The sequence below is a fragment of the Streptococcus sanguinis genome, assembly GCF_019929225.1.
GTDB classification, from domain to species: domain Bacteria; phylum Bacillota; class Bacilli; order Lactobacillales; family Streptococcaceae; genus Streptococcus; species Streptococcus sanguinis_J.
Genome location: NZ_JAHZPA010000009.1, coordinates 24,631 through 46,104 on the forward strand (window position 1 = coordinate 24,631; position 21,474 = coordinate 46,104).

22 protein-coding genes and 1 pseudogene are annotated in these 21,474 nt (G+C 43.4%); 3 read left to right on the forward strand and 20 right to left on the reverse strand.

The window, feature by feature from the left end; translation table 11 throughout:
* Window positions 1–66: 66 nt before the first annotated feature.
* Both K1I80_RS11375 and cdaA read right to left on the reverse strand, forming a co-directional pair.
* Window positions 67–822 carry a CdaR family protein gene (locus K1I80_RS11375; RefSeq protein ID WP_032913377.1) on the reverse strand — a complete coding sequence of 252 codons (756 nt, stop codon included), beginning with the start codon at window positions 820–822 and terminating at the stop codon, window positions 67–69.
* Window positions 822–1,667, reverse strand: a pseudogene (cdaA, locus tag K1I80_RS11380) (diadenylate cyclase CdaA); the annotation flags it as partial. The gene K1I80_RS11375 and the pseudogene cdaA, both read right to left, overlap by 1 nt.
* 232 nt (window positions 1,668–1,899) lie before the next feature.
* On the opposite strand from cdaA, the gene murT reads away from it, so the two are divergent.
* The 3 genes from murT to K1I80_RS11395 are packed head-to-tail and all read left to right on the forward strand — an operon-like array spanning window position 1,900 to window position 4,304.
* On the forward strand, window positions 1,900–3,243 hold the full coding sequence (murT, locus tag K1I80_RS11385) for a lipid II isoglutaminyl synthase subunit MurT (protein ID WP_223313954.1): 1,344 nt from the start codon (window positions 1,900–1,902) through the stop codon (window positions 3,241–3,243).
* Complete coding sequence (gene gatD / locus K1I80_RS11390) at window positions 3,243–4,028, forward strand: lipid II isoglutaminyl synthase subunit GatD (RefSeq protein ID WP_223313955.1); 786 nt, start codon at window positions 3,243–3,245, stop codon at window positions 4,026–4,028. The genes murT and gatD overlap by 1 nt, the downstream gene beginning before the upstream one ends.
* Before the next feature lie 18 nt (window positions 4,029–4,046).
* Window positions 4,047–4,304 carry a LapA family protein gene (locus K1I80_RS11395; protein ID WP_223313956.1) on the forward strand — a complete coding sequence of 86 codons (258 nt, stop codon included), beginning with the start codon at window positions 4,047–4,049 and terminating at the stop codon, window positions 4,302–4,304.
* A gap of 18 nt (window positions 4,305–4,322) precedes the next feature.
* Here the strand turns inward: K1I80_RS11395 and K1I80_RS11400 are convergent, their stop codons facing one another.
* From K1I80_RS11400 to K1I80_RS11485, 18 genes are all read right to left on the reverse strand, one after another.
* Entirely contained in the window at window positions 4,323–5,504 is a 1,182-nt protein-coding gene (locus K1I80_RS11400; RefSeq protein WP_317627764.1) for an MFS transporter, read from the reverse strand.
* Between the two features lie 78 nt (window positions 5,505–5,582).
* On the reverse strand, window positions 5,583–6,446 hold the full coding sequence (locus K1I80_RS11405; protein WP_061602942.1) for an Rgg family transcriptional regulator: 864 nt from the start codon (window positions 6,444–6,446) through the stop codon (window positions 5,583–5,585).
* Between the two features lie 453 nt (window positions 6,447–6,899).
* Window positions 6,900–8,543, reverse strand: a complete 1,644-nt coding sequence (locus K1I80_RS11410) for a DUF2971 domain-containing protein (RefSeq protein ID WP_223313958.1) — start codon at window positions 8,541–8,543, stop codon at window positions 6,900–6,902.
* Window positions 8,544–8,564: 21 nt separating this feature from the next.
* Window positions 8,565–10,460: an ABC-F family ATP-binding cassette domain-containing protein gene (locus K1I80_RS11415; RefSeq protein ID WP_223313959.1), complete on the reverse strand. Its 1,896-nt coding sequence runs from the start codon at window positions 10,458–10,460 to the stop codon at window positions 8,565–8,567.
* Between the two features lie 97 nt (window positions 10,461–10,557).
* A complete protein-coding gene (locus tag K1I80_RS11420; RefSeq protein ID WP_002906927.1) occupies window positions 10,558–10,923 on the reverse strand; it encodes a hypothetical protein in 366 nt (121 codons plus the stop codon).
* A gap of 4 nt (window positions 10,924–10,927) precedes the next feature.
* Complete coding sequence (locus K1I80_RS11425; RefSeq protein ID WP_223313960.1) at window positions 10,928–11,647, reverse strand: matrixin family metalloprotease; 720 nt, start codon at window positions 11,645–11,647, stop codon at window positions 10,928–10,930.
* 177 nt (window positions 11,648–11,824) lie between these two features.
* Complete coding sequence (locus K1I80_RS11430; RefSeq protein WP_223313961.1) at window positions 11,825–12,685, reverse strand: DNA/RNA non-specific endonuclease; 861 nt, start codon at window positions 12,683–12,685, stop codon at window positions 11,825–11,827.
* 58 nt (window positions 12,686–12,743) lie between these two features.
* On the reverse strand, window positions 12,744–12,926 hold the full coding sequence (locus K1I80_RS11435; protein WP_002900736.1) for a DNA-directed RNA polymerase subunit beta: 183 nt from the start codon (window positions 12,924–12,926) through the stop codon (window positions 12,744–12,746).
* A complete protein-coding gene (gene murA, locus K1I80_RS11440; protein ID WP_223313962.1) occupies window positions 12,919–14,199 on the reverse strand; it encodes a UDP-N-acetylglucosamine 1-carboxyvinyltransferase in 1,281 nt (426 codons plus the stop codon). The genes K1I80_RS11435 and murA overlap by 8 nt, the downstream gene beginning before the upstream one ends.
* Window positions 14,200–14,266: 67 nt before the next feature.
* Window positions 14,267–14,497 (reverse strand): DUF1146 family protein, encoded by a 231-nt coding sequence (locus tag K1I80_RS11445; RefSeq protein ID WP_223313963.1) that lies wholly within the window; start codon window positions 14,495–14,497, stop codon window positions 14,267–14,269.
* 175 nt (window positions 14,498–14,672) lie between these two features.
* On the reverse strand, window positions 14,673–15,095 hold the full coding sequence (locus tag K1I80_RS11450; RefSeq protein WP_002904155.1) for a F0F1 ATP synthase subunit epsilon: 423 nt from the start codon (window positions 15,093–15,095) through the stop codon (window positions 14,673–14,675).
* 7 nt (window positions 15,096–15,102) lie between these two features.
* Complete coding sequence (gene atpD, locus K1I80_RS11455) at window positions 15,103–16,509, reverse strand: F0F1 ATP synthase subunit beta (protein ID WP_223313964.1); 1,407 nt, start codon at window positions 16,507–16,509, stop codon at window positions 15,103–15,105.
* 39 nt (window positions 16,510–16,548) lie between these two features.
* The gene (locus K1I80_RS11460) at window positions 16,549–17,430 is read right to left on the reverse strand and encodes a F0F1 ATP synthase subunit gamma (protein WP_002895995.1); all 882 of its coding nucleotides are present in this window, start codon (window positions 17,428–17,430) and stop codon (window positions 16,549–16,551) included.
* A gap of 15 nt (window positions 17,431–17,445) precedes the next feature.
* Complete coding sequence (gene atpA / locus K1I80_RS11465) at window positions 17,446–18,951, reverse strand: F0F1 ATP synthase subunit alpha (RefSeq protein WP_223313965.1); 1,506 nt, start codon at window positions 18,949–18,951, stop codon at window positions 17,446–17,448.
* Window positions 18,952–18,966: 15 nt separating this feature from the next.
* Window positions 18,967–19,503, reverse strand: a complete 537-nt coding sequence (locus tag K1I80_RS11470) for a F0F1 ATP synthase subunit delta (RefSeq protein ID WP_223313966.1) — start codon at window positions 19,501–19,503, stop codon at window positions 18,967–18,969.
* Window positions 19,503–19,997 carry a F0F1 ATP synthase subunit B gene (atpF, locus tag K1I80_RS11475; RefSeq protein ID WP_223312524.1) on the reverse strand — a complete coding sequence of 165 codons (495 nt, stop codon included), beginning with the start codon at window positions 19,995–19,997 and terminating at the stop codon, window positions 19,503–19,505. The genes K1I80_RS11470 and atpF overlap by 1 nt, the downstream gene beginning before the upstream one ends.
* Before the next feature lie 18 nt (window positions 19,998–20,015).
* A complete protein-coding gene (gene atpB, locus K1I80_RS11480; protein ID WP_002910186.1) occupies window positions 20,016–20,732 on the reverse strand; it encodes a F0F1 ATP synthase subunit A in 717 nt (238 codons plus the stop codon).
* A 35-nt stretch (window positions 20,733–20,767) separates the two neighbouring features.
* A complete protein-coding gene (locus K1I80_RS11485) occupies window positions 20,768–20,968 on the reverse strand; it encodes a F0F1 ATP synthase subunit C (protein WP_002896005.1) in 201 nt (66 codons plus the stop codon).
* Window positions 20,969–21,474: the final 506 nt, after the last annotated feature.

Genomic DNA, 21,474 nt, shown 5'->3' on the forward strand with positions numbered 1-21,474 from the left:
GATGTAAAGATTTAGGCTGCAAGCAAGGCAGACCGCTTTAATCCAAGTTTACTTTCAAAATTTTAGTTAGTTTTTATTTGATGAGCTCGTATTTGAGCTACTGTTAGAGGAGGACGAGCCTGAGTTGTCTGCTGTTTTAGTGTTGACACGCATAGTCGTTTCAAATGGTGTCACCACGCTTGGCATGACATTCCCCTGTCCATCAACAGCTTGCAGCGGCGCTGTCCCGCTATAGTTGCCGGTGATAATGACATTGGTCGGGAGAATAGCTACGACATACTCAATCTTAGACAGGGTCTCCTCGTCACTGGTTACTGTAGCTTCCTTATTTTCCAAGGTTACACCACTGATAGACACATTTTCAGCCACCTGACTGTCTGTGATGAGGTAGCGGACCTCAACCTTCTTGCTGGCTTTTTTACCAATCTTAACAGAAATCTTCTGTGGAGTGACTGCAGCAGTCAGACCGCTCGGTAGGTTTTCCACTTTCAGAGGAATCTCTACTGTGCCTTCTGTAGCCTTGGAAAGATCAGCTACAACTCGAAACTTCCGAGTACTTTCCTGCATTTCACTGGCTAGATTGACTCGGTTGGAGCCTGTCAAGGCAACGGAAACTTCAGAAGTAAAGCCGCTGATAAAGTAATTTTCGCTGTCATATTTGATGTCAATTGGCACATTGGAAACCGTATTGGTATAAGTTTCAGATGTGACCTGTCGAACTCCTGTATTGTTTTGATAACTGCTAGAGGTTGCATAAACAAAAAGCACTAGGGCAAAGAAAAACGAAGAGATGATATAAAGAATTTTTTTACGTTTTTTCATTTCTTCCATCCTCCTATGAAGCGTTTTTTCAAACCTGCTGGCTTGTCCTGCTCTGATAAGAAGACCTTTCTCAGCTCTATCTCAAACTCATCCAAAGTCAAATCATGCTTGAAAATTCCATTGTGCGTAGTGGAAATACCGCCGGTTTCTTCGGAAACGACAAAAGTAAACGCATCTGATACTTCAGACAGGCCAATAGCTGCACGGTGCCGGGTTCCAAACTCCTTAGAGATGCCGCTGCTTTCTGTCAGAGGCAGGTAGGCACAGGAAGCCGCAATTTTATTGTTTTTTATGATGACAGCTCCATCGTGCAATGGCGTATTGGGGATAAAAATGTTGATTAGCAGCTCTCCGGACACATCTGCATCCAAGGGAATCCCTGTTGCAATGTATTCCTGCAAGGTGCGGGTTCCCTGAATGGCCACCAAAGCCCCGATTTTCCGAGGACTCATATAGGCAACAGACTTGACAAAGGCCTGAACCATTTTTTCTTCGTTACTGATAGGCGTCGCAGAAAAAATATCCGTTGCTCGGCCCAGCTTTTCCAATCCTGCCCGAATCTCAGGCGAGAAAATCACCACAGCCGCAATAACCCCGTAAGTGATGACCTGATTGATCAGCCAAGAAATGGTGGTCAAGCCGATGATATTGGCAAAAAACTGTGCCAAGATAAAGAAGAGCACCCCACGGACCAGAATCATAATCTTCGTACCAGCAATGGCCTTGATTAGATAATATAAAATCCATGCGACGATAGCGACGTCAATAATATTAATTACAATCCTCCAAGGGTCAGAAAACAAACTGGCCCAATATTGGAGATTGGTTAGTTGTTGAAAATTCATACTTAGACTTCCTACTCCTCTACAAGCAAAGTCAAACAGCTGTAGCAACAAATCGAACTTATTAAATCTAGTAACAGCCTGATTTTATCTTGTAATTAGAGTTTACTCAATTAACTTCTCTCTTTTTATTTTACAGTGGGTCTTAATGCTTAAAGACTTACCAACCCATTATATCACGTTTGTCAATATTTTTCTGTAACCTTCTTTACTTTTTTATGATAAAATATTTCTTATGAAGATAAATACAGCATTGGGCCTCTTGGCGGGCAAGTCCTCCCACTTTGTTCTCAGCAAAATGGGGCGTGGATCGACCTTGCCGGGAAAAGTTGCCCTGACATTTGATAAAAACATTTTACAAAATCTAGCGAAGAACTATGAGGTCGTGGTTATTACCGGAACCAATGGTAAAACCCTGACTACAGCTCTGACAGTAGGCATTCTCAAGGAAGCCTTTGGAGAAGTGGTGACCAACCCCAGCGGTGCCAATATGATTACCGGGATTACCACAACCTTCCTGACTGCTAAAAAAGGCAAATCTGGCAAACATATCGCTGTGCTGGAAATAGATGAAGCCAGCCTATCTCGGATTTGTGATTATATCAAGCCCAGCCTCTTCGTCTTTACCAATATTTTCCGCGACCAGATGGACCGCTATGGTGAGATCTACACGACCTACCAGATGATTCTGGATGCTGCAGCTAAAGTGCCTGAAGCGACTGTACTGATGAATGGTGACAGCCCGCTCTTTAACTCGGTCACCCTAAAGAATCCTGTCCGCTACTATGGATTTGACACCGAGAAAGGTCATGCCCAGCTAGCTCACTACAATACAGAGGGCATCCTCTGCCCCAAGTGCGAGCATATCCTCAAGTACGAGCTCAATACTTATGCTAATCTGGGGGCTTATATCTGTGAGGACTGCGGCTTCAAGCGCCCTAAGCTTGACTACAGCCTGATCGCTCTCAAAACACTTGAGCATAACCGCTCGGCCTTTACCATTGATGGTCAAGACTATCAAATCAATATCGGCGGTCTTTATAATATTTACAATGCTTTAGCTGCTGTGTCAGTAGCTCAGTTCTTTGGTGTCGAGCCGGCTACTATCAAGGCTGGCTTTGACAAGAGCCGAGCCGTCTTTGGTCGTCAGGAAACTTTCAAAATCGGTGATAAGGAATGTACCTTAGTCTTGATTAAAAATCCGGTTGGGGCGACCCAAGCTTTGGATATGATTGGACTTGCACCATTTGACTTTAGCTTGTCTGTCCTACTCAATGCCAACTATGCGGACGGCATTGATACCAGCTGGATCTGGGATGCTGACTTTGAGAAGATTTTAGAGATGGAGATTCCTCATGTCATTGCAGGCGGTGTGCGCCACTCTGAGATAGCGCGTCGACTGCGGGTAACGGGCTATCCAGCAGATCAGATTACCGAAGTCAAAGATTTGGAAGCAGTATTTAAGGCCATTGAGCAGCAAGAAACCAAGCATGCCTATATCTTAGCAACTTATACTGCCATGCTGGAATTCCGCGAGTTGCTGGCAGAACGACAAGTGGTCAGAAAGGAGATGAACTAATGGTATATAGATCCCTCACTTCTCCTGAAAACCAGGACTATCGCTACGATGTAAAGATTGCCCACCTCTATGGCAATCTCATGAATACCTACGGCGACAACGGCAATGTTCTCATGCTCAAGTATGTGGCTGAAAAGCTAGGCGCTAGGGTTGAAGTCGATATCGTTTCTCTAGATGATGACTTTGACAAGGACAGTTACGACATCGTCTTCTTTGGTGGCGGTCAAGACTATGAGCAAACGATCGTGGCTCGCGACCTGCCAGCTAAAAAAGAAGCTTTGGAAAGCTTTATTAATGAAAATGGCGTTGTACTAGCTATCTGCGGTGGATTCCAACTCTTAGGCCAATACTATATTGAAGCTTCTGGCCGTCGAATCGAAGGTCTGGGCATCATGGGCCACTATACCCTCAACCAGACCAAAAACCGCTATATCGGTGACATCAAGATTCATAACGAAGAATTCAATGAGACCTACTACGGCTTTGAAAATCACCAAGGACGGACTTTCCTCTCTGACGACGAAAAACCTCTGGGCAAAGTCGTCTATGGAAATGGCAACAACCAAGAGGATGGTTGCGAAGGCGTTCATTATAAAAATGTCTTTGGCTCCTACTTCCATGGTCCCATCTTGTCCCGCAATGCGAATCTGGCCTACCGTCTGGTGACCACTGCTCTGAAAAACAAGTATGGCTCAGATATTAAACTAGCTGCTTATGAAAATATCCTAGCCCAAGAAATCCCAGAAGAATACGGAGATATCAAAAGCAAGGCTGAGTTTGAATAGATAAACAGGAGAATCACTATGAAAGAAAAATTGCATTATATTCTGCTTTTAATTACCGTCCTATTGGTTGCCAGTATTTCCTTGGCAAATATGCAGAGTGTCAATGTTAGTTTTATCCTATTTAGCTTCAAACTTCCCTTAATCATATTGATTGTGGTCTCAGTGCTCCTAGGCTCTGTCACGACCTTTCTCATCAGCATGTTGAAAAATTTCTCACTGAAAAAAGAGCTTAAGAAAACTAAAGAAGCACTTAAAAATTCCCATACAGAAAACTAGGTTGGAAATCACTCCAACCTAGTTTGTTTGTATTTTCTTTTGATAAAGGTAAGAAATCAAAGCCAATCCCATCACTCCGAAACCAATCAGAAGAAAGGAAAGGGTGTGGACACTCGGCAGAACAGTCATCAGAAAAGTCGCAGGAGGCATGAAAAGAATTGCCAGCGTGTAGATCGTTGAGAAAACGCGGCCTAGATACTGCTTGTCCACCTTGGTCTGAACCTGGCTGAAGAAATGAATGTTGAACACAGTCATAAAGAGCTCACAGATAAGATTACCAGAATAAGAAAAATAGGGATGAACCGGTAGCAAGGCAGAGACACCCATGACTGCGACTCCAACACCGGTCAATAGCAGGGCTACAAGTAAATTGCCCATACTGGCCTTAACCTTGCTGGCTAGAATGGCTCCGATGATTGAGCCTATAGCACCCAAACTCAGAACAGTTGCATAAGAGCCGGTCTTATCGTAGAGCTGATTGGTAAAAGGCAATAGATAATTAAAGGCCGCAAAGAAAAAGTTGACTGCAGAAGCTACCAAAAGCAGAAAGAAAATTTCTTTTTGCTGACGGATATAAACTAAACCTTCCTTGATATCTCTCAGGATATTTCCAAGATTGATGGGAGACTTCTGCTTGCTTGGCTCATGATTAGGCAGAAAATAAACCAAGGCAAAAGCCAGAAAGAAGCTAAGGGCATCCAGCTGAAGAGTCATGCGCAGATTTGCATACTGCATTACGATAAAAGACAAAACTGGAGCTGAGACACTGATAACCTGCAAGGCCAATTCCAGATGAGAATTGTAGGTCACAATGTCTTCCTTGTCCACAATTTCAGTGATGTAGGATTTATTAGCTGGCCGAGAAAAAGCAAAGGCTATAGCCTGAACCACATTAGCAAAAATCAGTGCTCCAATCATGAGCTGGTCATTAGATATAAAAGAAATCAGCAGACAAAGACCAGCACAAATCAAATCTGTTACCATCAAAACCTTACGCCTGGAAAAGCGGTCCGTAATGGCTCCCCCAAAAGGATTGAATAAGATGGAAGTGACTAGCTCCGATATCTGGTAAATGCCCAGCACCGTCTGCCCCAGAGCTCCTAAAGAAGCAAGCCAGATGCTGTTTCCATAGTCATAAAGCATGTTTCCAATTTTATTAATAGCAGCCCGTGTAATCAGCTGTACTGCCTGTCGATTCATAAAAATACCTCCTTCCATTTCTGAAACTATTGTATCAGGAATGGAGAGAGGTTCTTTGTTTTTCCCATATTTGGGAAATCATACTTTTACAAACTTATGGAAATGATCTTGATAATAGTCGACTTGCTCAGGTAGTTCCAGCACTTCAAAGATATGCATGGCTTCCTGCATTTGCTTGATGCCCTGCTTCTTCTGCTCCTTCTGATAAGCAGCAAACCCCTTGAGATAGAGGAACACATTGCGTTCATAGAGTTTAATGTCCTTGCCAATGATTTTCTCCACGTAAGCCTCAAAATAACTAGCCTTATCAAAAGAACGACTTTCCAAACAATGCTGGTAACAATTGAGCGCTATAATCAAGACTAGCCTCTTATGGCGACCGATTTCTTGGTAGTAGTCCTCCCGCTCCATGACTTCCTTGCCCAGACGGTAGACGTAGTCCACATCATAGAAACTATAGAGATTGCCAAAGAGGATAAGCTCGTACATGGTCCAATCTTCCGCTTGAAAGAGATAATCGGCCACCTTATCTAAATCCTCTTGCCTCATACAAAACTGGCTGTCTCGCTGACAAATCAAGCCCTGCATCAAAATCCAATTCAGCTCATAGTAAAGAGGCGTGTTACTGGCCTTGGCCTTTTCCAACTGCTCTGCTTGCAAGTCTTGAAATCCCTTGATGTCATTTGAGTAGTAAAGAGGGATAATCTGACCCATCATGGACACGTGCTCATGCTGCTGGAAATTCCGTGCCTTGTCCATAAAATTTTCAAGAGTCACATGGATATTATCCAAGAGATCTAAAAATTTCGAGAGAGTCATATCCGACTCACCCAGCTCAAAACGAGACAGCTGAGAAGTCGAGCAAACCTGACCAGCTGCTTCCTTCAAAGAATAATGTCCATTTAAACGAAAATCGCGAAAAACTTTGCCTAAATTTTCCATTTGTTTACCACTTCAATTCCTTTAATTGCTGTTTCGCTTTCCTAGTCGCTCTTTCAAAACTATCTTCACCGCCCCTTGTTCGGATTTTATTTTCAGACGAGGCTCTTTTCGTCAAAATCTTATCGACTGAAAATCAGAAAAGGCAGATTCTGCTAAAAGAACTCGTCAGAAAATAGAAAGTTCGGGATTTGCTCTCAGACCAACTGTCAGAAAATCTGACAGAGTCATTTTGCTCCAAAATAGCTTTTCAGAAAATCTGACGGACTGACTTGTCTTTAAAAGAACTTAGATTGCATGAAGAATATTTTATTTTCCTCTAAAAAATCTCAGAACATATGAAAAAGTTCGGGTCTTACTCTCAGGGAAACAATTCTTCATGAAGGATTTATCTTTTTGTCACAGAATCAGAAATTCTACATGTAATCCCAGAAATTTCCCGATAGAAATAAACGATTAACGATATGAAATCTCGGATCGGGTCACCTCAATTTTCCTATCAATGTGTTTGATATATGGAGCAACAAAATCAATATCATCGCATTTAGGACCTAGTTTAATTTTTGAATATTTTAGTTCTTTGTCTATATAAGTATATAGCCCAGGAATCACACTATTAGAACTATCGCTAGTAATAATTTCTTTCTCCTTACCTTCGTAAGATTTGATAATCCTATACTCATTTTCATAGCTATAATCTGTCTCTTTAAATAAATAACGAATATCATCTATTAAATTCAATGCTGAAGAAAAATATTTTGTTCTTTTATCGTCGTTATCATACTGTTTAATTTTGTCAAATGCTGATTTTATTGCATCGATTTCCTCTTTTAATGAATCTGCCTCAACATTATAACAAACTTTATAAATTTCTATTCCATCGTCCATTAAACTTTTAATATAATCTGAATGATAAGTTAAATTAATCCCTTTAGCATCATCACCGTATTGTTTCCACATTGGAAGACTATCATCTAGCTTTTGATCTTTTTCAATTTGTGTCATAGAAGCAAAGAAGAACGGMGATGTATCATAATCAGTTTCAGGTAATTCCTCTTTCTCAATCCCTATGAGATTAAACAATATGTATCCTTCATTCGGATCATTCATCTGTCTAGCATTGCTAAGCCGTAATTTAGGATAATTATTTTTATCATCAGTTTTATAAAGCAAAAATTTTAAGGTATTTAGGGAAGTATAGTGAATAAAACTGTCATCGTTTGTAGTTTTAGAGTATCTTAATGTATCCTTAATTTTCTTAACACTAGTTGATATTTCTCCTAAATTTTCATTTTTATTAGTTTCCAATTCTGACTTTAATTGTTCAAAATCAGTCTTATCAAGTAATAACTTTAATAATTCGTAGCTTTTATCAAAGTTCGACTTATCATATCTTCCTAAATAAACTTTAAGTAACTCACTCAATAAATCAAAATATAAACCATAATCAAAATCATAAACTTCAATAATTTTAGAAACAACTTCTATTTTCTCATCATTTAGTTGATCATCTTTTAATTTTTGCAAAATATTTGATATATAATTTCCAACATTCCAACATTCATCAATCTCCTTAAGTTGTTGATTTAGCTCTATAATCTCTGCACTTTTTGTTATACCATCATTTCTTAACAGAGCTTTTTTCACACCCTCGTTTTCTTTTATGTCATCAGGTAAGTCTATAACTGTTAAATCTCGAAACACTTTCAAAAAGGTCTCATAGTATCCCGTTCCGAGTGTATATAAATGCTGATAAAAAGAAATATCTTGAGCTAATGAATAATAGTTACAATTTATACCTTCAACATTATGAGAATCATCGTAATTATAAAAAGTATTATTGATCATATCACTATGTATCTGAGTAAAAATCGTCTTTATTCCAAATTCATCAATTTGCATCTCAATTGATGGGTTGTAAATTCTATAATTTCCTATAAGAGTTTCATTCAAATATTGATCATAGTAGCATACTGTAAAAGTTAAATAATAGCCATAATCATTCCAATCATCTGGGTAAAATACAATAGTATTCGGAGCTTTTTTACTTTTTACTAAATTTTTATAATATAATACATTATCCCAAGCAATATTAAACATAGTATCTATTCCTTTCTACTTCTACACCTTCTCCGCCAGTTCTTCCCATTCTAGCATGGCTTCTTCTTGGGCAGCGGTCAGCTGGTCGATTTGCTGCTGGCTCTCCATGAGTTCACCAGCGTCATTGGTTGCCTGCATGGCTTCCTGAAGCTGACTGATCTGGTTGTCCAAGTCCTCGATTTGCGCTTCCAGTTGTTCTAGGCGACGGGCCAGACGGCGCTGTTCTTTCTGGTTTTCCTTTTGAAGCTGATAGTCATTGGCAGGTGCTGGCTTGTCAGAATCGACCTGCTCTATCTCCTCACGCAAGGCTTCCTGCTCTGCCTTTTTCTCCAGATAGTAGTCATAATCACCCAGATAAAGGGTGGAGCCTGTCTCAGAGAGCTCGATAATCTGAGTGGCCACGCGATTGATGAAGTAACGGTCATGGCTGACAAAGAGCAGGGTGCCGTCAAAGTCAATCAGGGCATTTTCCAGCACTTCCTTGCTGTCAATGTCCAGGTGGTTGGTCGGCTCGTCTAGGATGAGGAAGTTGTTGTTTTCCATAGACAGCTTGGCTAGAAGGAGACGCGCCCGCTCTCCTCCCGACAGCATGCCGACGGACTTCTTGACATCGTCTCCCGAGAAGAGGAAAGCGCCTAAGCGATTGCGAATCTCGACCTCTGGCGTCAGCTTGAAGTCGTTCCATAGCTCGTCAAGTACCGTATTGCTGGCAGTCAGTTTGCTCTGGGTCTGGTCATAGTAGCCCACTTCCACGTTAGCCCCCAGCTGCTCCTTTCCTCTGATGAAGGGCACTTGCCCGATTAGTGATTTAATCAAGGTCGTCTTTCCAATCCCATTTGGCCCGACAATAGCGACCGCATTAAACTTGCGAATGTCAAGGTTGATCGGCTCCGACAGGACTTCCTCACCATAGCCAATAGCCGCATCTTCCAAGGTCAGAACAACATTGCCTGAAACCTTATCCGATTTGAAGGTCATAGTAGCCGAGCGATTGCCGGTCTCCGGCTTATCCAAACGCTCCATCTTTTCCAGCTGCTTACGGCGGGACTGAGCCCGCTTGGTTGTGGAAGCCCGAACTAGATTGCGATTGACAAAGTCCTCCAGCGCAGCGATTTCTTTCTGTTGCTTTTCATAGTTCTTGGCTTCAGTGGCCAGCTTTTGCTCCTTTTGGACCACAAAGCTAGAGTAATTGCCCACATAGCGATCCAAGGAATGCTTGGTCAAATCCAGCGTGATGGTCGCTACCTTGTCCAGAAAATAGCGGTCGTGGCTGACGATAATCAGGGCACCGCTGTAGTTGACTAAGTAAGTCTCTAGCCAGGCAATGGTCTCGATATCCAGATGATTGGTCGGCTCGTCCAGGACCAGCAGTTCTGGCTTCTCCAAAAGCATCTTGGCCAGAGCCAGACGGGTATTCTGCCCGCCCGACAGCTCAGAAATCTTCATCTGCCACATGGACTGGTCAAACTTGAAGCCATTCAAAATAGCTCGAATATCGGCCTCGTAGGTAAAACCACGTTTCTGGCGAAAATCCTCTGACAGCTGGTCGTACTGGGTCATGAGAGCAGTCAGGTCTTCCCCTGACAATTCTCCCATTTGCAGCTCCATCTGACGCAAGTGCTTCTCTTGCTGACGCAGACTATCAAAGACCTGCAGCATCTCGTCGTAGATAGTATTCTCCGACTCAAAGCGGCTGTCCTGTGCCAGATAGGACAGGGAAAGATCTCGTTTTTTATTGATCTGACCAGAAGTAGGCTCTTCCTCGCCCACCAAAATCTTGAGCAGGGTTGACTTCCCAGCTCCATTTTTACCGACAAGGGCAATCCGATCACCCTCATCCACCTGCAGGTTAATATTGTCAAAAAGAAGCTCCCCTGCAAAAGAGCGCTCAATCTTGCTTGCTTGTAAAATAATCATAAGACCATTATAGCAGATTTCCAGAAGCACAGCTATCAGAATTCAAGAGAAAGCGAACTCAGCTCCCCAAAAGAAAAAGACAGTCTATCAGACTGCCTTACATAAAACTATTGAGAATAGATTGATTCTGCAAAATCAGATAAATTCCCAGCAGAATCAGAACCGCAAAGACAACAAATTTAATCATTCCCTTGATCAGACGAATAACCAGAAGGATAATCATGGACCCGACTAGCCACATAAAGGCGGAATTGTGAAAAAAGCCCTGAACTGCCTCAATATTCTGACCGAAGAAGACCTGAATGGGTGCCGGAACATGATTTTCCCAAGCCGCTGTCACTCCTAGCTGGTTGGCAATCTCATTGCCGCTTTTCCATAGCCAGACAAAGATTCCTGAGTTAAAAACAAAGAGAAAAACTTGCTCTGGAAAGTGTCGAATCAAGTAAAAAATAGATTTTAACATAGGCTTACGATTGATACAAGTCTTTTACAGCCTGGATATCTGTCGGCTGGATACTGTAAAATGAGCCTGCTGACTGCATCACTGATTCCTCCTCATTATGGTCTAATCCGATAGCATGGCCCAATTCGTGCGCTGCTGTATTGACAATCCGCTCATGAGAATAAGCATAGCGACTGTCCAGCAGGTAGTAACTGTTAAGGCGAACCGTGACATGGGTAAACCGCTTGGTTAGGAGGTTGGTCTGCGACTCAGCTTCACCAGCTGCACTGATGTTGCCATCGTTCATCTCCGTCGTGACAATGTCCGCCTTGTCTTTGTCATTGATGATTTGAAAGGTGAAGGCACCAGTTTGATTCCAAGAATCAATGGCCTCCTTATAGGCTGAACGGAAGGTTTCATTATTTGTATCGATGTAAATTGTGGCGCTTGGCTGATCCCAACGAGCCCCTGTTGTTGCATGCTCATCTGTCAGCTGATCCGTCTGCGTCTCCTCACTGCTGTGAAGCCCTGTGGAAATGCCTTGGTGATTTAAAAATTGATCCACTCTGCCAACAGCTGTCTGAACAGCCTGCGTCAGTCCCTCTGTACCCGGTTTTGTCGAAGTGGTAAAATAGAAAATTCCGACAATAACCATAAAGCTCAGGACAAAGGACCAAGCAAGTCCCCAAACCACGCGCCCAATCAGACGCATGAGGAACCGGATGCTTTTAAAAATAAGTCCCATCGCAACCTCCTTTACTAGATTGTAAGAGAACGTTGATTTTATCACCGCTTTCTTAAAGAAGACTGAAAAATTAGCCTTCTTTCTATCTATTATTATAAAAGAAAATGACTACAAATCTGCAACCATTTCTTTTCATACTATTGAATACTCTTTGCAAATCCATTTTTGAGTATAAAATTAAGAACCCGTCTCCTGACTGACCTTGCCACTATTATAGTCCAAACGAATCCCTTTTTGCACATTCGGAATAAAGACATTGAATTCCAGACTGCCATCGCTGGACTTGGCCTCTAGATGAGAACCAACTGGCACTAAATCAGTCTCCGTGGCATAAATCAAGGTTACCCGGTAGCGCACTCGCTTGTTCTTATCAAGGGCCTTACGGATCTTTGTCTCATAGTAATTCTGCCCTGTCGAGTCTGCTTCATTGGCTTGGTTGGACCAAGCCGTCTGCACTGCGATATTGGCAGGATTGCTAGTAGAGGCATCAAAGCCCTTCAAACCACCGATCAGAGAATAGGCCAAGAGATGTCCTCGGTCCACAGCGTGGTTGTACTCACCAGGGAGGTTCTTGAGTTGATGCCAACCTGCCGGTACCCATGAAGTGTTGGCATTTCCAGTTTCTTCCCGTTTTTTGTACTGGCGGGTAGACTTGGATAAAAAGGCATTCGCCACTGTCGGAAGGGTTTGCCCTTGAACAAGCTTGGTCTTATTGTCAGCGTAGGGTTTGCTAGAAATCTCCGCATCCAAGTCTGTCTTATTCCCATTCACGATAAAGGCACCAGCTCCATTCCATTCAATGCTGCCTTTGAGTTGAGCTCGGACAGCATCCGTCAGAACGCTCTCAGCCAGTTCCCGACTAGAGGTGCCCTGATCTTGAACTTGCCCAACTCTGATTTCTGAATTTGGATTTTGAAGTGGCTGCTGACCTTCCTGTCCCCAGAAATAGCCAGCCAGAGCTAAAATCAAGGCCAGAGTCAGCCCAGCCCAGCCTTGCAGGCTCTTAGAATTCCTTTTCTGACTAGTCTTTCTTTTCATATTCTTTCTCTCAACTTAGCAAACTGGATTCATTTCAGCCAGTCTTTTCGACTAGGAGCTAGTTTCCAGTAAACTTCCCAATTAATTCTTGCCAGGTTTCTGGTGAAAAAACTGAGCCCTTACCGTTTCCGATAATGTTATAGCCAATCATCAAAGCCACGAAAAAGAGAATCACGGCTACCAGGAGAACCAGTAGAACAAGGCCAATCTGCCGGCCTAAATATTTAAGATTTTCACTCATCGTCTTCTTCCTTTACACGCTTCACTTTGGCTCCCAAGGCTGCCAATTTCTCATGGAATTTATAGTAGCCTCGGTCTAAGTGTACTAGCTTGCTGACCTTGGTCTCGCCTTCGGCAATCAAGCCCATCAGAATCAAAGTCGCACTGGCCCGAAGGTCTGTTGACATGACTTCAGCCCCCTGAAGACTGCCACCGCCCCAGATACGAGCTGTGTCACGCATGATATCAGAGTGCAGCCCCATCCGACGCATTTCCTCCAGATGCTGGAAGCGGTTCTCAAAGACAGTCTCAATCATCGTAGACTCGCCCTTGGCCATGGCCATCAGCGCCGTAAACTGAGCCTGCATGTCCGTTGGGAAACCTGGATAAGGAAGGGTCTTGACCGCAACCGGTCTAAGTTTCGAAATATCGGAACGAATCCGAATCCCTTCATCTTCCTCTGTCACTTCCACTCCCATTTCCTGCATTTTGGAAAGCAGGGGACGATTGTGCTCCCAAATGGCATCCTCAATCAGCAAGTCACCGCTGGTCATAGCTGCAGCAACCATAAAAGTTCCTGCCTCGATACGGTCTTGAACCACATTATGCTTGGCCCCTCGCAGCTGGTCCACTCCGACAATAGTCAGAGTCTCAGTACCTGCTCCTCTGACCTTGGCTCCCATTTCATTTAAAAAGAGGGCTAGGTCAACGATTTCAGGCTCCCGAGCAGCATTTTCAATCACTGTCGTGCCTTGAGCCAGAGTTGCAGCCATCATGATGTTTTGCGTTGCTCCCACACTAGGAAAGTCCATGTAAATGTGAGCACCCTTGAGCCGATCTGCCTTCGCTTCGATATAACCCGCTGTCTGGGTAATCTGCGCGCCCATGGCTTCTAAGCCCTTCAGGTGCAAGTCAATAGGCCGACTGCCAATCGTACAGCCGCCTGGCATGGAAACCTTAGCATGACCATTACGAGCAAGAACTGGCCCCAAAACAACGATAGACGCCCGCATTTTGCTGACGTATTTGTAAGGCGCCTCCTCAGACAAAGGCTGGGTGGCATCCACAACAACTGTATTTTCTTCCTGATTAAAATCCACCTGAGTGTTTAAACCGCGGACCACATTGTTCATGGTAAAGACATCAGACAAGACCGGAACATTTTTCAAAACAGACTGGCCTTCACTAGCCAAGACTGTCGCTGCCAAGAGTGGCAGGACCGCATTTTTTGCTCCTTCAATCTTGACCTTTCCGACCAAGCGATTATCTCCACCTTGAATAATAATTTTTTCCATACCGATTCCTTACTCTAAATTTTTAAAATCATCCATACTATCATACCATAAAATCAAAAATATGACCTTATAAAGTACCATTAAAAATCGCCCGGCTCATATCGTAAATACCAATGAAGAAAAGGCTGACTAAATAGCCCAAAGCAATACTGAACAAGAGAATCAAAAAGCGAATCTTCATCGCATTTTCGGCATTAACCTTGAAAAACCTCTCCCACTCAACAACCGTTGACAGCAGATGAAAGGCAAAGAAAATAAAGAGCAAATGACTGCATAATTTAAAAATAACTTCTATCATAACTTTTATTATACCACAAGACTCCAGTTAGGGACGAACTAAATAGTCCCCCCTTTTTCTTTGGAAAAGAAAACTGAGACAGACCTGCCTCAGTTTTTCGTATTCAGTTTGTATTCAAGAAACCAAATCTCGTCAAATGAAGGATGACTTCCATCAATCTAGACAAAATAGCTTCTTATAATCTTGTTCCGACATTGATCCGGTTGATTGCCCGCTGCAGGGCAATCTTAGCCCGGCGTTCTTGGTCAATCAAATGCTTATCATGTGCTTCTTCGATTTCTTGCTCAGCTCGGAGCTTAGCCCGCTCAGCCCGACTAATGTCGATATCTCGCTCACGCTCAGCTGAGTCCGCCACAATGGTAATGACATTATCTGCAATTTCAATGATTCCGCCATTAACCGCAATCCAGTCGATATGCTTGTCATCATCAACCCGGCGCACCTTGACCTGATCTACTTCTAAAACAGCGATGGTATTGATGTGGCGGGGCAAAATCCCCAGCTCACCATCAATGGTCTTTACGGAAACAAATGCAGCATGGTGATCATAAATAAGACCATCCGGTGTCACGATTTGTACTGTCATTTGAGCCATCATTCACCTCTTAGAATCCCATTTTCTCAGCCTTGGCCAATACATCCTTGATGGAGCCCACACCACGGAAGGCGTCTTCTGGCAGCTTATCGTGCTTACCTTCAAGGATTTCCTTGAAACCACGAACCGTTTCAGCTACTGGTACATAAGAGCCTGGCTGGCCGGTAAATTGCTCCGCCACATTGAAGTTCTGTGACAGGAAGAACTGAATCCGCCGCGCACGCGCAACCAAAGTCTTCTCATCATCAGACAACTCGTCCATACCAAGGATAGCAATGATATCCTGCAATTCATGATAACGTTGCAAGACCCGCTTAACCTCTGCTGCCACTGCATAGTGCTCTTCTCCGACAATCTCAGGAGAAAGGGCACGAGAACTGGAAGCCAATGGATCCACGGCAGGATAAATTCCCAGCTGAACCAATTTCCGTTCTAGGTTGGTCGTAGAGTCCAAGTGAGCAAAAGCTGTCGCTGGCGCAGGGTCAGTATAGTCATCCGCTGGCACATAGATAGCCTGGATGGAAGTAACGGAACCTTTCTTGGTTGAGGTAATCCGTTCTTGTAGCTGTCCCATTTCTGTCGCAAGTGTTGGTTGGTAACCAACGGCTGACGGCATGCGGCCCAAAAGGGCAGACACTTCCGAACCAGCCTGCGTAAAGCGGAAGATGTTGTCAATAAAGAGCAACACATCCTGACCTTCCACATCACGGAAATATTCCGCGATAGTCAGTCCGGTAAGAGCAACCCGCATCCGAGCTCCTGGCGGTTCATTCATCTGACCAAAGACCATAGCCGTCTTTTCGATAACGCCAGACTCTTTCATTTCCCAGTAGAGGTCATTCCCTTCACGCGTCCGTTCACCAACACCTGTGAAGACAGAAATCCCACCGTGCTCTTGGGCAATGTTGTGAATCAATTCCTGAATCAAGACTGTTTTCCCTACTCCGGCACCGCCAAAGAGTCCAACCTTTCCACCTTTCAGATAAGGAGCTAGCAAGTCGATAACCTTGATTCCTGTTTCCAGGATTTCTGATGAAGTCGATAGTTCATCAAAGGTCGGCGCCTTCTTATGAATCGGCTGGCGCTCTGCATCCTCTGCAAAAGGCGCATCCAAGTCAATAGTGTCTCCTAGGACATTGAACACTCGGCCCAGAGTTTCCTTGCCGACCGGCACAGAAATCGGACGACCAGTATCCAAGACCTCCAAACCACGCGTCAAACCATCGGTCGACTCCATGGCAATGGTCCGCACCACACCGTCACCAAGCTCAAGAGCTACTTCAAGGACGATTTTTGATTTTTTCTCATCATTTTTATAGACTACAAGTGCATTATTTATCTCAGGTAGTTTGTCTCCGGCAGCAAACGCAACGTCTACGACCGGCCCGATAACCTGAGCAATTTTGCCTGAGCTCATGTTTTTTCCCCTCGTTTAATTTCTAATTCATTTGTGGCCTTATTCTAGGGCACTTGCACCCGCCACGATTTCAGTAATTTCCTGCGTAATGGCAGCTTGCCGAGCACGGTTGTACTGAATAGTCAAATCACTGATGACTTTTTTAGCATTGTCTGTCGCTGTCTGCATAGCAGTCATACCGGCAGCATTCTCAGCCGTCTTGGCATCAATAATGGCACCGTAAATCATGCTCTCTGCAAACTGGGGTAGCAGTTGGTCCAAGATAGAATCCCGACTGGACTCCAGTTCCAGATTCAGCGTATAATCTTCATCAGCTTCATTAGGATCCAAGTCAATGATTGGCAGCATCTGCTCCACCCGCATCTGACTGGTCAGACTGTTGACATGGTGGTTATAACAGACATAGAGCTCATCAAAGAGTTCATTCTGATACATCTCAATGGTTTTGCTAATGATTTTACGGACCTCATCGAAGCTAGGCTGGTCGGCTAGACCACGCAGCTCATAAACTGGCTGAATCCCCCGAGCTCGGAAGAAATCAGCACCGACACTTCCGATACAGATGACTTCAAAGTCCTCTCCTGTCGGATGGTACTCAGCTTTCAGCTCCATCAATGCCTTGAGAATGGTCGCATTATAGCCACCTACCAGACCGCGGTCAGAAGTGATGACGATATAGGCTGATTTCTTGACTGGCCGACTGATTAACATCGAATGATGACGGGCATTTTCTGCCTCGTGGCCATGCAGCATATCCGTAACTAGCTTACGCACTTTCTGGGCATAGACCTGAAAGTTCTTAGCTGCTTCCTCAGACTTTCCCAGCTTAGCAGCAGAAACCATCTGCATGGCATTGGTGATTTGACTGGTGTTTTTCGTGGATGCAATTTTATTTTTAATATCATTTAATGAAACTGCCATCTGACACCTCTATTCCTATTTGAAGCTAGACTGGTCAATAAACTCAGTAATGGCAGCATCCAAGACTTCCTCACTTGGAAGATCTTTCGTTGTCCGAATGGTTTCATAAATGCTTTCTTGATGTGCATCAAAGTAGGCGAATAATTCTGACTCAAAGCGCAGAATATCGTCTACTGGCACACTGTCTAAGAAACCATGGGTCAAAGCATAGAGAATCACGACCTGCTTTTCAACCGGCAGCGGCTCATGAATCGGCTGCTTCAAGACTTCTACAGTCCTGCGGCCACGATTGAGCTTGGCCTGCGTTGCCGCATCCAAATCACTACCAAACTTAGTAAAGGCCTCAAGCTCCCGATAAGAAGCCAGGTCGATACGCAGGGTTCCAGCTACTTTCTTCATAGCTTTGATTTGGGCAGAGCCCCCAACCCGTGATACAGAAGAACCTGCATCAATGGCTGGACGTACCCCAGCATTGAACAGGCTGTCGCTGAGGAAAATTTGTCCGTCAGTGATTGAAATCACGTTGGTCGCGATATAAGCTGAAATATCTCCTGCCTGCGTTTCAATAAATGGCAAAGCTGTAATCGAACCACCGCCCAGCTCATCAGAAACCTTGGCTGAACGCTCCAAGAGACGGCTATGCAGATAGAAAACATCCCCTGGAAAGGCCTCACGGCCTGGCGGACGACGAAGCAGGAGGGACAATTCACGGTAGGCTACAGCCTGCTTGGATAAGTCATCATAGACAATCAAAACATGCTTGCCATTATACATGAACTCTTCTGCCATCGCTACACCAGCATAAGGCGCTAGGAAAAGCAAAGGCGACGGCTGTGAAGCAGAGGCTGTCACGACAATCGTATAGTCCAAAGCACCATACTGACGGAGCGTTTCTACCTGCGTACGGACGGTAGATTCTTTCTGACCAATGGCCACATAGATACAAATCATATCCTGACCTTTCTGGTTCAGGATGGCATCAATGGCAATGGTCGTCTTCCCAGTCTGACGGTCCCCGATAATCAGCTCCCGCTGACCGCGGCCAATCGGAACCAAGGCATCAATAGCCTTGAGACCTGTCTGCAAAGGCTCAGATACTGACTTACGCTGCATAACACCTGGAGCCGGTGTTTCAACCGGACGTGTCTTATCCGTGACAATGTCACCAAGTCCATCAACAGGACGACCCAGCGGATCAACAACCCGTCCAATCAAGGCCTCTTCCACAGGAACTTCCATGATTTTACCAGTCCGGCGGATGGTATCTCCCTCACGAATGTCTGTAAAGTCTCCCAAGATGATAATCCCAACATCGGTCGACTCTAGATTTTGCGCCATACCATAAGAGCCATTTTCAAAGATTAACAACTCTCCGCTCATAGCCTTATCCAGACCATGAGCACGCGCGATTCCATCACCAATATAAGTGACGACCCCTGTTTCCGTGACGTCAAAATTTGGCTGGAAATTTTCAATTTGTTGCTTAATTAAAGCGCTGATTTCTTGTGCGTTAATCGCCAAAATTCACACCACTTTCTATTTCAATTTTTCTTTTACGACTTGCAATTGACGTTTTATGCTTGCATCAATTGTTTTGTTATTGGCAGAGATGACAAAGCCGCCAATCAAGCTGCTGTCCAATTCTTCCTTGAGCGAGCGGACTTTTAGGCCCATCTTCTGCTCAATAATTGGTCGAATCTTTTCCTTCTGACCGGCTGTCAAAGGCTGAACAGATCGCAGTGTCACCTCAAACTCATTGCTGATCTTTTCGAGCTGGTGCTGACTCTCCAGCACAATCTCATAAAAGAGGTCCTCACGATGATTGAGAATGACAATTTCAATCAGATTATCAAGCAGCTGGGAGCCTGAGTTTTGAAAGAGCCGCAGACTCTTTTCTTTCTCGTGGTCGCTGACGCCGATATGTGACAAAAAGTCAGCAAGGCCGGTCTCCGCGAAAACAGCCTTAATCTGACTCAGTTTTTCAAAAACATCTTCTTGCTGACCTTTTTCAAAGACCGTCTGAACAAAAGGCAAAGCATATTTCTCAATGATTGCATATTGCTTCTTATCCATCAGGCATCTCCTAACTGTTTGATATAGCGGTCAATGAGCTCGCTCTGAGCTTCCTTATCCAGCTCCTGACTCAAAATCTTACTAGCCAGAGTCACTGTCAAGTCGGCTACTTCTCCTTTGATGCTGCTCATAGCCTCTGCCTTATTTTGGGCAATTTCCTGATTGGCTTTAGCCTTCAAGCGCCCTGCTTCTTCTGCTGCATTAGCTAGGATTCCAGCCTTGTTCTTCTCAGCTGTTTCTTTAGCTGTTTCAACAATAGTAGCAGCTTCTTCACGGCTTCCTGCCAAGGCTTCTTCACGCTTTTGCGCCAAGTCTTCAGCTTTCTGACGGGCAGCTTCTGCACCATCAATATCGTCTGAAATCTTTTGAGCACGCTGATCTAAAATCCCGATAATATTGCCCCAAGCAAACTTCTTAATGAGAAATACTAAAAGAAGAAAGGAGCCAGCAATCAGGATAAAGTTGCCAATAATTTCACCTACGGTTATATTCATTTTATCTATCCTTTCTTTTTATTCTTCCTCACCATTAATTTTCTTACCAAGATACATAGATGTTAGCATGGTAAAAACATAGGCTTGGATACAGGAAATAAAGATGGAAAAACCAGTCCAAACCATGTTCATAATAAAGGCAATCGGATACCAATACGCTGCTTGATGTGCCCAAGTCAAGAGCAAACCAGCCAATACTTCACCTGCAAAAATATTCCCATAAATCCGCAAGGCTAGCGAAGCAAAATTGGTAAATTCTTCCAAGATATTCATGGGTGTCATGATACCTGGAGTCACAAAACCTTTCAGATATCCTTTTATACCTTGACGACGGATTCCTTCTACATGACAGAATACCGTCACTAAAAGAGAGAAGCCTAGGTCAAAAGCGAGATTTGCTGTTGGTGATGTCCAGAGATTGAAACCATTGGTTGTCTGAACCTTAGCCATTAATCCCAAGTTATTCGCCACAGCAACGAAAAGAAAGAGGGAGAATAGAAAAAGCGAGTAATTCTTCATATAATGCTCGCCAACGTTTCCCTTGGTAAAATCAATGACAAAGTCATAGATATATTCCAAAGCATTCTGCTTTCTTGACGGCTTAATCGTCATCTTTCGACTTGCCCAATAAACAAGTCCAAAAGTTACAAACACCGTTAGCAGAGTCATGGCCAGCAGGGTCAAATCAAAGGTCACAGGACCTATATTGATAGTTGGATTGATACTTTCTTCCAACAGATGACACCCCCTTTTCTAAAGAGAATCCTTTCTTATTTGATAACAAAGGACATAGCCAGCGTTACAAAGAAAGTACCTTCAACAAAGGCTACTCCCAAGATTAGGAGGCTTCGTAATTGACCGATAATTTCTGGCTGACGAGCTGCTGCCTTAAATAGATTACTCATAATCATACCTTCAGCAATTGATACGCCCAAGCAGGCCAAACAAAGTCCTAAATATGTTAAATTCATGATGACTTCTCCTTTATATTTTAAAATTTACTTCCTTAGTTTACTCCTAAAATATCGAATAGTCAATCTTTTGCCACCATTGTAAGCGTTTTTTGTTTCATTCTTTTGATTTATAAATTTTCCTGTCAAAACAATTGAATTATTGTTGATATACAAACTATTCTGCTATATAAATAAGAAGAAAGTGATTAAAATTTCACTTATTTCATATGTTTTTTCTTATTATAAAAATAGCATAAAAATCTAGTTATCCGCATAAAAACTGGACTTATCACACTTTATCAAGGTCAAAACCACTCAATTTACTACTAATTTACTACTTATGAATGAGCTTTGATACGACGATTTATCCTTGAAAAGTGAAGATATAAAGATACTTCCAATAAAATTTGAATATTTAATAGGTAGACACTTCAAAAAATGAGGTGTCTATTTTTTTACCCGATTTTGAAAGGAAGTGAACTTATGAAAACAAAAAATCAAGAATCAAAAGGTCGTTCCCCACT